We start from the raw sequence: 12,749 nt of genomic DNA, 5'->3' as shown, positions 1-12,749 counted from the left end.
TTTCTTCTCATAAAAAATGCCCCTAAAAAGTGTATAACTTTTTGGGGGCAGTCCAGAGAAAGAGGATTTTTTTATTTTTCAGATGAATGCTTTTGTGAAATATTTGGCTCAGCAAAACTTATTTTTTCAATGACTTCTAGTGCATTCAATTTTTTGAAAATTTCAGAATAATTGAGATGATTTGGAATTTCCATTACAAAATATTTATTTCCCATTCCTTCGCTTTCACAGCCAAGATTTTTAAACTCATTTCGTAATTGCATCACATCAATATCTTCATCAAGAACAATTATTTGGATTGTTGAATTTCCAGAATATTCTACAACATTTCTGTAAGTAATGTATTCTTCATCTTCATCATACTCTGCAAAAACAATATCTCCACAAGAAAAATCAGGACCATAAAAAGGAATATTATCAATTTTATAAAGTCCTTTTTGAATGTCAATGATTTCTGTCCATAATGTTTCAACTGTTGTTTCTTCAAGAACGTCGCTGTAATATCTAACTAAAATTTTTTCTGAATTGTCACTCATTATTGTCTATTTCAAATTAAAATATTCATTAATCTCAGATAAATAATTGCCAGAATGGGTATTGGACAATATTTTCATTTCTTTATTAGGAGCATTCAGAATGATTCCATAGAGAATTGTATCTCTGTCGAACTTCGGTGGACAATTTTTACAATTTTTGATTTCAATATACCTTTTGGTTGAAATACTATTTTTTAAATCTTTATATTTTTGATTGGTATTTAAGCTATCAATTGTATTCTGTATTGCAAAACCAAAATCTGAATCAGCTTCAAAAATTCCATTTTCTTCTTTGAGCGAATCAAATTTTTTGTCACTTGGTCTCAAAAAAAGAACATAATTCTCTTGAATAAATTCAGAGTCATTCTTGCTTAATTTGGAACTTGAGCTATTTTCCTTACAACTCAAAAAGGTAAAAAGTAAAAAAGCGAATAAGAGTTGATGTGTTTTTATCATAGCTTAAAATTAAGCAAACTATTTCTCCCAAACAATCTTCTTCGTCATCACATCATTTGAGTTGGTTCCGACCATTATTTCAAATTCTCCGGCTTCCCAATCATAATTCAGTTCGTCATCATAGAATTTCAAATCTTCCGGCGTTAACTTGAAAGTAACAGTTTTGTTTTCGCCTTTCTTCAAAGCTATTTTTTGGAAACCTTTTAGTTCTTTTACAGGTCTCACCACTTTTCCGAACAAATCTCTGATATAGAGTTGAACCACTTCTTCTCCGTCAAAATTTCCTGTATTAGCAACATTGACATTAATTGTTAAAGTTTGACTTCCTTTAAGATTTTCAGAACTTAGATTAAAGTTGGAGTATTTGAAATCAGTATAACTTAATCCAAATCCAAAAGGGAATTTTGGGTCGTTATCCAAATCGATGTAAGCAGAAACATAGTTTCTGTCTGTAGATTTTTCAGCAGGTCTTCCTGTGTTGTAATGGTTGTAATAGACTGGGATTTGACCTTCTGTTCTTGGGAAAGTCATTGGTAATTTTCCACTTGGGTTCACATTTCCAAATAAAATATCAGCGATAGAATTTCCAGCTTCTGTTCCCAGCCACCAGCTGTAAACAATGGTTGAGATATTATCCGCTGCCCAATCAAAAACCAAGGGTCTTCCTGCATTAATCATCAATATAATTGGCTTTCCGGTTTTAGTAATTTCTTTCAATAAGTCTTCTTGAACACCTGAGAAATGGATGTTGCTTCGGCTTTTTGCTTCGCCACTCATTGCGTGTCCTTCGCCAAGCGTCATTATAACGATGTCAGCTTTTTTAGCAGTTTCGATTGCTTCTGCAAACATAGATTTGTCTTGGTCATTTTCATTACAGCCTTTGGCATACAACAATGTTGAATTTTTATCCAATTGATTTTTGATTCCGTCAAATTGAGTTACGATTCTCTGCGCATCATCTTTAAAAGGAACAGACCAAAATCCGTGCATCGCCACTGCATCTTTTCCAAATGGTCCAATCAAAGCTACAGTTTTTGTCGATTTCGAAAGTGGAAGAAGTTTCTTTTCATTCTTCAGAAGAACTACACTTTTTGCGCCGAATTCTCTCCCGAATTTTCTATTCTCAAGATTGTTCGTTTGTTGTTTTTGTCTGTCATTATTGATAAATCTGTACGGGTCATCAAATAATCCCATTTCAAATTTTTTGATTAAAATTCTTCTTACTGCATCATCTACAAATTTGATATCTACTTTTCCTTCTTTTACCAATTTCGGAAGCTGTTCCATATAGATTCGGCTTTCCATATCCATATCGCTGCCGGCAAGAATTGCTCTTTCTCCGGCTTCTGCATTGTCTTTGGCATAACCGTGTTTTATCATTTCTCCAATACTTCCCCAATCGGAAACTACAAAACCTTGAAAGTTCCATTTTCCTTTTAATAAATCTCTTAAAATATATTTATTAGCTGTTGCAGGAATTCCGTTGATATCGTTGAAAGAATTCATAAAAGTGGCAACGCCAGCTTCGGCTGCAGCTTTGAAAGGCGGTAAATAAGTTTCGTGAAGTTGACGAAGACTCATATCCACTGAGTTGTAATCTCTTCCACCAACTGCCGCGCCATAAGCGGCGAAGTGCTTGGCGCACGCCATTATTGCATCTATATTTCCTAAACCTTTTCCTTGGAAACCTTTGATTCTTGCCAATCCGATTTTGGTTCCGAGGTAAGTATCTTCACCCGAGCCTTCCATCACACGTCCCCATCTTGGGTCTCTCGCGATATCCACCATTGGTGCAAATGTCCAGTGGATACCATAAGCGGAAGCTTCTATCGCGGCAATTCTTTCGGATTTTTCTATCATCTCCAAATCCCAGCTTGCTGCCTGACCAAGATTAACAGGAAAAGTTGTTCTGAAACCATGAATAACATCTTGTCCAAATAATAAAGGAATTTTCAATCTTGATTGTAAAGCGAGTTTTTGAAAGGCTTTGGTTTCTTCTGCGCCAGTTACATTCAGCATAGAACCTACTTTTCCTTCTTTTATTTCTTCCAAAACTTTTTTGGAATTGGAGTTTTGTGGACCTGTTGCATATTCGAAGCCACTATATTGGACGAGCTGTCCTGCTTTTTCTTCTAAAGTCATTTTAGAAATTAACTCATTGACTTTTTGCTCGATGGTTTTCTGCGCGGTTATACTGATTCCAAAAAGTAATAACAGGAGTGAGAATGTATATTTTTTCATTAGAATAGCTGTTGTCTCTTTTTGAGATATTAATTATTGTAAAATTAATATTTTATTCATTACAAGCGATATTTATAATAAAAAAGCTGTTTTCGCAATTGGCAAAAACAGCTCCTACAAATTAAAAAAGTAGTTAGTAAACTCTAAGTCCAGCTCTAGCGCCCGAAGATGTAAGAACAGCTTGAGCTCTTGTTTTTTGTCCGGCGGAGAACATAAACATCGCAGCATCGTCTACATAGTCCATGTAATTCATAAACATAATAGATCTTGAAGTTCCGCTACAGGTGTTATATTTGGGGTAAGTTGGTTTACCATAATTGGCTCCAGTTTGTGTTGGCGTATCAGCAACAAGGTCATTTCCACAAGACGCATCTCCCCAGATATGTCTTAGATTCAGATAATGTCCCACTTCGTGAGTTGCTGTTCTTCCTAAGTTGTAAGGTGCAGTAGCTCCTGTTTTACCAAAATATGGCGCTGCAATTACCACTCCGTCATTCCAAAGTCCGGCAGATTCTGGGAAGGTTGCGTAGCCAAGAACTCCCCCCATATTTCCAACAATCCAAAGGTTAAAATAATTAGATGGGCTAGTTGCACTAATTCCCCCTGAAGATGATTTTTTCATCGCATCATTAGTACTCCAATTAGTTTTAGTCGTGGCTTTTCTTACGGTTTTTACAAGATGAAATCTAACTTTGGTGTCTCCTGCTTTAATATTTGCAAACTCTGTCGGGATTTTAGAAGCATCGGTATTGGTTCCTCCAAAATCGGCATTAAGGACGGCAATCTGTTCAGCAATTCTTGCGTCAGAAATATTTTCTGCTGAGGTTTTATAAAGTACATTTACAACAACGGGAATATCTACAGTACCATCAGTAAGTACTTTTCCCAAAATAGCAGAATTTACACTGGATTCTATATTTGCATATCTTTCTCTTGCGCCTGCATCATTTTTTAATAATTCTGCGCGGATTTCGTCGGAAGGACAAGATCTTCTTGTTGATATATTAGTTGTAGAGTTGTCCTCAACTAGTGACTCGGTTTCAGAGGTTTGATTACAAGCTGTCAATGCAATAGCTGTAGCTAAGTAAAAAAAAGATTTCTTCATAGAATTGATTTTTTAAAGTTTCATCCAAATGTATGATTTTTTTTTATTAAAAATTATTTTTTTTAAAGAATTAATCAATTTTTTATTTGATGTTTTGCACAATGTGTAATTGTTTGGTTTTTAGTACAGATGTGTTTCAATAGATTATGAGGTTTTGTTATTATTTCTTAAAGGAGTAAAGTCGGCTTTTTGATCTTAAATTTTTATTTTTGATTTCAAATTGTAAAAAATGAACAAACTATTATTAGGATTGATGCTGATTGGGACAACAATTTCTGCACAGGAACTGTATATGCCAAGAAATATCAAAAAAGCTTATGCTGATGGAACTCGTGATATGTCTGGAAAACCAGGTAAAAACTACTGGCAGAACAAAGGAATTTACGATGTGAATGTGAAAGTGGATGCATCTACTAAAATTGTTTCGGGTTCCGAGACGATTCAGTATTCTAATAATAGTCCCGATGAGTTGAAAGTTTTGGCTATCAGATTTGTTAATAATGTTAATAAACCGCAGTCGGGTAGAGCTGGTTATGTTTCTAAAGAGTCGATGACAGATGGATTGAAAATTAAATCGTTCTCCATCAATGGCGAAAAGTATAACATCAATAGTGATAATTGGTCAACGGTTGAGGCTGTGAAATTAACAAAGCCATTAGCATCAAAATCTAAAACCGAAATCAAAATCGATTGGGAATATCCGTTAGCGAAAGAAAGCGGAAGAGAAGGACAAATTGACCCCGAGACTTTTTACGTAGCTTATTCTTTCCCTAGAGTTTCTGTTTATGATGATTACAACGGTTGGGATCTATTGCAGCACAACGGCAGACAAGAGTTTTATAATGATTTTAACGATTATGCTTTTGCGATTTCTGCGCCTAAAAATTTTGTGGTTTGGTCCACTGGAGATTTCCAAAATCCAGAAGAAGTTCTTCAACCTGAATATCTGAAACGTTTCAAAGAGTCTTTAAAATCTGATAAAATCATTCACGTTGCGAATGCCGAAGAAATGAAATCCGGAAAAGTGACGAAGCAAAATGAATGGAATGTCTGGAAATTCAAAGCCAATGATATTGTGGATTTTTGCTTTGCATTGAGTAATCATTACGTTTGGGATGCGTCCAGTGTTCAATTAAAAACCAAAAGAGCAAGTGTACAATCTGCTTACAATGCTGGTGCAAAAGATTTTGAGCAATATACAGGCTGGATGCGCTACAACTTGAAATGGTTTACAGATAATTGGCCAGGTGTGGAATATCCTTTCCCGGTAATGACTGCTATCCAAGGTTATGCTGATATGGAATATCCAATGATGATTAATGATACCAGCATTCCTAATGATTTGCAAGATGCAAGATTGACGGCTGACCACGAGATTGCGCACACTTATTTTCCTTTTTATATGGGAATCAATGAAACCCGATATGCTTATATGGATGAAGGCTGGGCTACAACTTTGGAATACTTGATAGGCATTGATGAAAACGGAAAAGAAGCAGCGGATAAATTTATGAAGAACTTCCGTGTGAAACGTTGGATTAACGATGCTTCTACAGAGCAAGACCAGCTGATTATCTCAATAAGTTCTCAGCTAGCTGGTGCAGGCTATGGGAATAATGCTTATGTGAAACCTTCGCTTTCTTATTTGGCTTTGAAGGATTATTTGGGAGATGAACTGTTCAAAAAAGCACTTCATCATTATATGGATAACTGGAACGGGAAACATCCGATTCCGTGGGATTATTTTAATTCTATGAATGCTGGTTCTGGCAAAAATCTGAATTGGTTTTTCAATAATTGGTTTTATACTAATAATTATATTGATTTAAAAATAGGATCTGTAAATCAAGAAAAAAATCAATTGGTTTTAACGGTTGAGAATGTTGGTGGATTTGCGATTCCATTTGATGTGGTTTTGACTTATGAAGATGGGACGACGGAGAAAGGACATTTCACGCCAGTAGTTTGGGAGAAAGATCAGAAGCAAACGAATCTGAATATCCCATCAAAAAAGAAAATCAAATCCATCAATCTGGATGGCGGGATTTTTATGGATTACACGCCGGATGATAATTTGAAGAGTCTTTAATTATTGATTTTACAAAAGGGATTTTGTATGAAAAATGTTGGTCTTTTATTGATATTGCTATTCTTTTCGTCTTGTGTTTCACAAAAGAATAAAACCATTCAGCAGAATATTCTGACCCTGAAGGATAGCTATTGCAAAGCTCCTTTACAATACAACTATTCTCAAAAAATCCCTTCATACAATTCTGATTCTATTATTAATGCCAATCAGAAACTTAAAAGATATTTTTCTGATCAAAGTATATTGATTCTGAATGCTCTTCAAAGTATTGATGAAGCAGAGGATATTATCGATTTGAAAAAAGACTCAACCCTGAAATCTCAATTGAAAGGGGTTCAACTGAAAACTAAAATCAATAGTAAAATAAGTATTGCATTGACAGAGTTGGATGCTGTTGCCGCTGAATTCGACTGCGAAGGTGAAAGAGTGGCGCAGATAGCCAACTATGTAGATAATATGAACAGCAACCGAAATAACCGATTGATCCTGTTCTCTATTATTACAGGTGCGGTAACTTCTGTTGCTGGTGGAGTTATCAAAGATAATGGTGTAGAAAATGCGGTAAGCATTGGTGGAGGTTTGCTGGGAGCTGGATTGGGTTTGGCAACATTTAATCCAAAAGGTAAGAAAGTAGAGTTTATCCACGAACGGAATCTCTTGCGTGATATTTGGGAGCAAAAGTTACTATCCAAGAATTTTCCACCCTTCATCTGGTATATGTACACAGAGAAAAAGTTTACAGGAAACGGAGAGCATTCTATCATCCAGAATATGAAACAAAGGTGGATTCAGTATCAGTTTGATAGTAATGAGGATTCGGCAAATCAATCTGTGAATTTTGGGAATGGCGGATTTTACCGTTCATCGGATTTGCACAATCGCGAATCAATGCTTAACCAAATGCAATCTGCAACGAGGACAATTAATCAAAATATTAATTATCTGCTTTTGGATCTGGATAAGATGATTTCGGATTCTTAAGAACTACAATTCAGAAGGTAATTTCAAAAAAAATGTAATAGAAAAATTCTTTACAGTAGATAAGTTTATATTATTAATGATAGATTTGCAGCCATTAATTCGTTAATCATAAATAATTAAATAATAAAATGAAAAGACAGACTATCGCATTGTTTTGCGTAGCTACACTTGGTATTATTTCTTGTGCTAAGGAAGGAGATAAGAAAAATGACAGCAAATACACCGACGAGCAAAAAGCTTCTTATTATATAGGAATGAGCATCGCTCAAAATATGAAACAAGAAGGTTTCAAAGTAGATGCAGAACTTTTGGTCCAAGGTATCAAAGAGGAAATGGACAGCACAAAGAAAAAGATGTTGCCAGCTGAAGAGATGAACAGCTTTATGCAAGATTTTATGATGAAGCAACATCAAAAGAAACAATCTGAAGCCAATGCACAAGGCTCTGAAAACAAGAAAAAAGGTCTTGAGTTTCTGGCTAAAAATAAAAACAATCCAAAAGTGAAAACTACGGCTTCTGGTTTGCAATACGAGGTTTTGCAACAAGGTGATGGAACAACAAAACCTAAAGCATCAGACGTTGTACAGGTAAAATACACCGGGAAATTATTAGATGGAACTGTTTTCGACTCTACTGACAAAAATGGAGGTGCTCCAGCGGATATCAATCTAGGGATGGTTATCAAAGGATGGACGGAAGGAATCCAATTGATGAGCAAAGGGTCTAAGTACAGATTTTACATTCCTTCAGATTTGGCTTATGGCGATCAAGGCGCGGGAGGTGCTATTCCTGGAGGTTCTACAATTATTTTTGATGTGGAATTGGTGAATATCAAATAAGATTTTCTTAACAATAAAATCAAAAACCTCAGCTGATTTGGCTGAGGTTTTCTTTTTAAAAAAGTATTTAATATGAAGAAAAATTTAATTCTTATTCCACTGGTCTGAAAACCAAACCTGTTTCCTCGAAATAATCTAAAGTAATTCTGTCGCCGTCATTCACATTCCCTGCAAGGATTTCTTTTGATAATTTATTCAAAACTTCCTGTTGAATCACTCTTTTCAACGGTCTTGCTCCGAAAACTGGGTCATAACCTTTGTTGGTCAAATAATCCAAAGCATCTTGTGTTGCTGTCATAATGATATTGCGTTTTGCTAACATATCATTGAAACCTCTCAACTGATACTGAACGATTTTTCCGATTTCTTTTTTTCTTAAAGGCTGGAATAAAACTGTTTCATCAATTCTGTTGAGGAATTCCGGACGAAGTGTTTGTTTTAATAAATCAAAAACTTCAATTTTAGTTTTATCAACAATTTCATCCTGATTTTCTTCCGTGATATTTTCAAAATTCTCTTGAATGATGTGCGAACCTAAATTCGAAGTCATAATGATAATCGAGTTTTTGAAATTCACAACGCGACCTTTATTATCAGTCAATCTTCCATCATCCAAAACTTGCAACAATGTGTTGAAAACATCAGGATGCGCTTTTTCAATTTCATCTAAAAGTACCACAGAATAAGGTCTTCTTCGAACTGCTTCCGTCAATTGTCCACCTTCATCATAACCAACATATCCTGGAGGCGCACCAACCAATCTCGAAACCGAATGACGTTCCTGATATTCACTCATATCTATTCTTGTCATATTGTTTTCATCATCGAATAAAAACTCCGCTAAAGCTTTTGCAAGCTCGGTTTTTCCAACTCCAGTTGTTCCCAAGAATAAGAAACTTCCAATTGGTTTTTTATCGTCGCTCAAACCTGCTCTGTTTCTTCTGATTGCATTTGCAACAGCTTCAATCGCTTCTTCCTGACCCACAACTCTGTGATGAAGTTCAGTTTCTAGATGTAACAATTTTTCTCTTTCAGATTGAAGAAGTTTGGTTACAGGAATTCCTGTCCATTTTGCAATGACTTCAGAGATGTTTTCAGAAGTTACTTCTTCTTTAATTAATTCATTCTGATGGTTTTGCATTTCTAATTCAAGTTTCTGCAAAGCATCTTCTTTTTCCTTGATTTTACCGTACTGGATTTCTGCTACTTTCGCGTAATCTCCAGCTCTCGAAGCTCTTTCTGCTTCCAGTTTTAGAGATTCTATATCTTTTTTAATCTGGGTGAGGTCCTCAGATTTTTGTTTTTCTTTCAGCCATTTTGCATTGATTTCATTTCTCTGTTCAGAAATTTTCGAAATATCTTCTTTTAAATGGTCGATTTTTGTCTGATTTCCTTCTCTTGAAATGGCCGCCAATTCAATTTCCAACTGCATCAATCTTCTGTCAAGAACATCCAGTTCTTCAGGTTTTGAATTGATTTCCATTCTCAGTTTGGCAGAAGCTTCATCAATCAAATCAATCGCTTTGTCCGGTAGAAATCGGTCTGAAATATATCTTTGAGACATTTCTACCGCCGCAATAATCGCTTCATCTTTGATTCTTACTTTATGATGCGCTTCATATTTATCTTTAATTCCACGAAGAATAGAAATTGCCGATTCTGTGTCCGGTTCTTCCACCATTACTTTCTGGAAACGTCTTTCAAGTGCTTTATCTTTCTCGAAATATTTTTGATATTCATTCAAAGTCGTTGCACCGATTGCTCTTAATTCTCCTCTTGCCAAGGCTGGTTTCAGAATATTTGCCGCATCCATCGCACCTTCACCGCCTCCGGCTCCAACCAAAGTATGAATTTCATCGATGAAAAGGATAATCTGTCCGTCTGATTTGATAACCTCATTTACAACAGATTTCAAACGCTCTTCAAACTCACCTTTATATTTTGCACCTGCAATCAAAGCACCCATATCCAATGAATACAAGGTTTTATCCTGCAAATTTTCAGGAACGTCGCCATTGATAATTCTGTGGGCAATTCCTTCTGCGATTGCGGTTTTCCCAACTCCGGGTTCACCAATCAAAATCGGATTGTTTTTGGTTCTTCTTGAAAGAATCTGCAAAACTCTTCTGATTTCTTCATCACGACCGATTACCGGGTCAAGTTTCCCTTCTGCAGCGAGTTCGTTGAAATTTTTAGCATATTTATTTAAAGATTGATAAGTTTCTTCCGAACTTGCAGAAGTCGCTTTTGAGCCTTTTCTTAATTCTTTGATTCCGCCTTCCAAAAGTGTTTTCGTAACGCCCATATCTTTCAACATTTTCGAAACTTCTGAATTTGTTTCCAGAAGGGAGAGCCACAAATGTTCGATGGTCACGTATTCATCACCCATTTTTTTAGCGATGTTGGGCGCATCAAGCAAAACTTTGTTTGCTGATTGTGAAAGATAAATATTCCCTCCCTGAACTTTTGGGAGTTTTTCAAGATTTTCTCTGTTTCGCTCTCTTACCAAAGTGGCATCTGCTTCAGATTTTTTTAATAAGAAAGGCGATATATTTTCATCAACCTGAAAAATTCCTTCAAGTAAATGTTGTGGTTCAATCTGCTGATTACCAAATTCCATTGCCACTTGTTGTGCAGCTTGGATGGCTTCTTGTGATTTTACGGTATATTGATTTAGATTCATAATATTTTTGGATTAAATGATTTAAAAATTAAAAGATTAATGATTGAAAAACTTGTATCAAATTCTATTCAATTTTAGATTTTGAAACTATGATTTTTGTTTTTTTAAAAGCATTAAGAAAATAAATTTTTAAGGTTTAACTTCTTAATGCTTCATCAATCATTTAATTCTGAAACCTTAATCACAAAAACTATTCTATTGTTGATTTTTTAAAATTAGCAGACAAATTTTCCGAATAATTAAATTTTAAGTTATTTTACAAAGACAAAATTTCCGAATATTCGAAAATTAGTCTAAAATCAAATGTCAAAATGTAATTCAACAAATCAAGATTGATGATCATTATGTTTGTCGTTTTAAATTTTTAATTCCGATTTTATAAGTCTGCAAATAGTTTTATATTTGAAGAAAACCAAGATTATGTATTCACAAATAGAGATAGATTCCCAATTCGACGGAAAATTGCAATTGATTTATCTGAATCAGCCGGATAGTTATAACAGCCTTACTCAAGTTATGCTAGGAGAATTGCGAAATGCCGTACACAAATTCAGTAATGATGACAATGTTAGATGTATTGCTATTGCCGGAAAAGGAAAAGCTTTTTGTGCAGGTCAGAACTTGAAAGAAGCTTTGGGTTTTGATGAAGACGATAGAACAATCCAAAGATTTGTGATTGAATATTATAATCCTTTGGTTCTCGAAATTGTTAAATGTAAAAAACCGGTGATTGCTTTAGTCAATGGTCCTGCGGTTGGAGCAGGAGCAATGTTGGCTTCTATTTGTGATTTTACTTTAGCAACGGAAAGTTCTTACTTTTCTTTTGCTTTTGCGAATATTGGTTTGATTCCTGATACGGCCGGAACTTATTATCTGCCGAAATTAGTAGGGAGACAATTAGCGAGTTATTTATCTTTTACTGGCAAGAAAGTTCCTGCAACTGAAGCTAAGAAAATCGGTTTAGTTGCGGATGTTTTTTCAGATTCCGAATTTGTTGAAAAGTCTATGGAAGTTTTAACTCAGCTTTCCCACGCTGCGACAACTGCGCTTTATTTGACCAAAAAAGCATTTAATAAATCTTATACATTCACACTTTTCGAACAATTAGACTACGAATCTATCATTCAGCAAGATGCTGCGGAAACCGAGGATTTCAAAGAAGGTGTTGCTGCTTTCATCGAGAAACGTTTGCCAAATTATAAAGGGAAATAAGTTGGAGTGTTTGAGAATCGGAGAGTTTTTAGTGATTATGGAATTTAATCATTTATCAGCTATCATTTATCAATTATAATTTATGAACGCACGAGAAACGGCAGAATATATGTTCGAGAAAGATTTGTTTTCTCAATGGCTCGGAATCGAACTGACGGAAATTAAAGATAATTACTGCCTTATAAAAATGCCAGTGAAACCCGAAATGATTAATGGATTGGGGACGGTTCACGGCGGAGTTACATTTGCTTTTGCAGATTCGGCGTTGGCATTTTCTTCTAATAATTCCGGAGAAGCTGCGGTGGCGCTCAATTGTTATATTAATTTCACAAAAGCAGCAAAAAATGGCGATGTCTTAATTGCGGAAAGTATTCTACTCACAGATACCAGAAAAACAGCTGTATATGATATCACAATCAAGAATCAAAATGATGAGGTTGTGGCCGGTTTCCGAGGAACGGTTTATAAAATTGGTAAAAAGGTGACGGAATTGAAACATCTTTGAGAATCCTTCAAGAATCTCAGAATAAAAATAATTAAAAAACTTCAAAATTAGACTGCACCCAAAAGTTTAGACAAAATTAAATAATATTTTGATAGGAAAGAG

The 12,749-nt window shown here is 35.2% G+C and carries 10 protein-coding genes; 5 read left to right on the top strand and 5 right to left on the bottom strand.

The window, feature by feature from the left end:
- Window positions 1-71: 71 nt before the first annotated feature.
- From RTY06_RS15915 to RTY06_RS15900, 4 genes are all read right to left on the bottom strand, one after another.
- On the bottom strand, window positions 72-536 hold the full coding sequence (locus RTY06_RS15915) for a DUF4265 domain-containing protein (protein WP_312825952.1): 465 nt from the start codon (window positions 534-536) through the stop codon (window positions 72-74).
- A 6-nt stretch (window positions 537-542) separates the two neighbouring features.
- Window positions 543-863 carry a hypothetical protein gene (locus RTY06_RS15910; protein ID WP_312825951.1) on the bottom strand — a complete coding sequence of 107 codons (321 nt, stop codon included), beginning with the start codon at window positions 861-863 and terminating at the stop codon, window positions 543-545.
- Between the two features lie 147 nt (window positions 864-1,010).
- On the bottom strand, window positions 1,011-3,233 hold the full coding sequence (bglX, locus tag RTY06_RS15905; protein ID WP_312825950.1) for a beta-glucosidase BglX: 2,223 nt from the start codon (window positions 3,231-3,233) through the stop codon (window positions 1,011-1,013).
- A gap of 133 nt (window positions 3,234-3,366) precedes the next feature.
- Window positions 3,367-4,338 (bottom strand): zinc metalloprotease, encoded by a 972-nt coding sequence (locus tag RTY06_RS15900; protein ID WP_312825949.1) that lies wholly within the window; start codon window positions 4,336-4,338, stop codon window positions 3,367-3,369.
- Window positions 4,339-4,567: 229 nt separating this feature from the next.
- Here RTY06_RS15900 and RTY06_RS15895 point away from each other — a divergent pair, with 229 nt between their 5' ends.
- The 3 genes from RTY06_RS15895 (at window position 4,568) to RTY06_RS15885 (ending at window position 8,247) form a co-directional block, all read left to right on the top strand.
- Entirely contained in the window at window positions 4,568-6,427 is a 1,860-nt protein-coding gene (locus RTY06_RS15895; protein WP_312825948.1) for a M1 family metallopeptidase, read from the top strand.
- A 27-nt stretch (window positions 6,428-6,454) separates the two neighbouring features.
- Complete coding sequence (locus RTY06_RS15890; RefSeq protein ID WP_312825947.1) at window positions 6,455-7,408, top strand: hypothetical protein; 954 nt, start codon at window positions 6,455-6,457, stop codon at window positions 7,406-7,408.
- Window positions 7,409-7,536: 128 nt separating this feature from the next.
- On the top strand, window positions 7,537-8,247 hold the full coding sequence (locus RTY06_RS15885) for an FKBP-type peptidyl-prolyl cis-trans isomerase (RefSeq protein ID WP_312825946.1): 711 nt from the start codon (window positions 7,537-7,539) through the stop codon (window positions 8,245-8,247).
- A 91-nt stretch (window positions 8,248-8,338) separates the two neighbouring features.
- Here RTY06_RS15885 and clpB read toward each other — a convergent pair whose 3' ends face one another.
- On the bottom strand, window positions 8,339-10,930 hold the full coding sequence (gene clpB, locus RTY06_RS15880) for an ATP-dependent chaperone ClpB (RefSeq protein WP_312825945.1): 2,592 nt from the start codon (window positions 10,928-10,930) through the stop codon (window positions 8,339-8,341).
- 420 nt (window positions 10,931-11,350) lie between these two features.
- Here clpB and RTY06_RS15875 point away from each other — a divergent pair, with 420 nt between their 5' ends.
- Together RTY06_RS15875 and RTY06_RS15870 are read left to right on the top strand one after the other, a co-directional pair.
- The gene (locus RTY06_RS15875; RefSeq protein WP_312825944.1) at window positions 11,351-12,142 is read left to right on the top strand and encodes an enoyl-CoA hydratase-related protein; all 792 of its coding nucleotides are present in this window, start codon (window positions 11,351-11,353) and stop codon (window positions 12,140-12,142) included.
- Window positions 12,143-12,224: 82 nt separating this feature from the next.
- Window positions 12,225-12,647: a hotdog fold thioesterase gene (locus tag RTY06_RS15870; RefSeq protein ID WP_312825943.1), complete on the top strand. Its 423-nt coding sequence runs from the start codon at window positions 12,225-12,227 to the stop codon at window positions 12,645-12,647.
- Window positions 12,648-12,749 lie beyond the last annotated feature (102 nt).

It is taken from the genome of Epilithonimonas sp., from assembly GCF_032055105.1.
Taxonomy (GTDB): domain Bacteria; phylum Bacteroidota; class Bacteroidia; order Flavobacteriales; family Weeksellaceae; genus Epilithonimonas.
Note: the sequence above shows the minus strand (reverse complement) of the source record. Positions and strands in the feature narration are given on the sequence as shown.

Coding starts and splice junctions, on each gene's coding strand:
- RTY06_RS15915 (WP_312825952.1), bottom strand. CDS start 536: ATGAGTGACAATTCAGAAAAAATTTTAGTTAGATATTACAGCGACGTT.
- bglX (WP_312825950.1), bottom strand. CDS start 3,233: ATGAAAAAATATACATTCTCACTCCTGTTATTACTTTTTGGAATCAGT.
- RTY06_RS15900 (WP_312825949.1), bottom strand. CDS start 4,338: ATGAAGAAATCTTTTTTTTACTTAGCTACAGCTATTGCATTGACAGCT.
- RTY06_RS15895 (WP_312825948.1), top strand. CDS start 4,568: ATGAACAAACTATTATTAGGATTGATGCTGATTGGGACAACAATTTCT.
- RTY06_RS15890 (WP_312825947.1), top strand. CDS start 6,455: ATGAAAAATGTTGGTCTTTTATTGATATTGCTATTCTTTTCGTCTTGT.
- RTY06_RS15885 (WP_312825946.1), top strand. CDS start 7,537: ATGAAAAGACAGACTATCGCATTGTTTTGCGTAGCTACACTTGGTATT.
- clpB (WP_312825945.1), bottom strand. CDS start 10,930: ATGAATCTAAATCAATATACCGTAAAATCACAAGAAGCCATCCAAGCT.
- RTY06_RS15875 (WP_312825944.1), top strand. CDS start 11,351: ATGTATTCACAAATAGAGATAGATTCCCAATTCGACGGAAAATTGCAA.
- RTY06_RS15870 (WP_312825943.1), top strand. CDS start 12,225: ATGAACGCACGAGAAACGGCAGAATATATGTTCGAGAAAGATTTGTTT.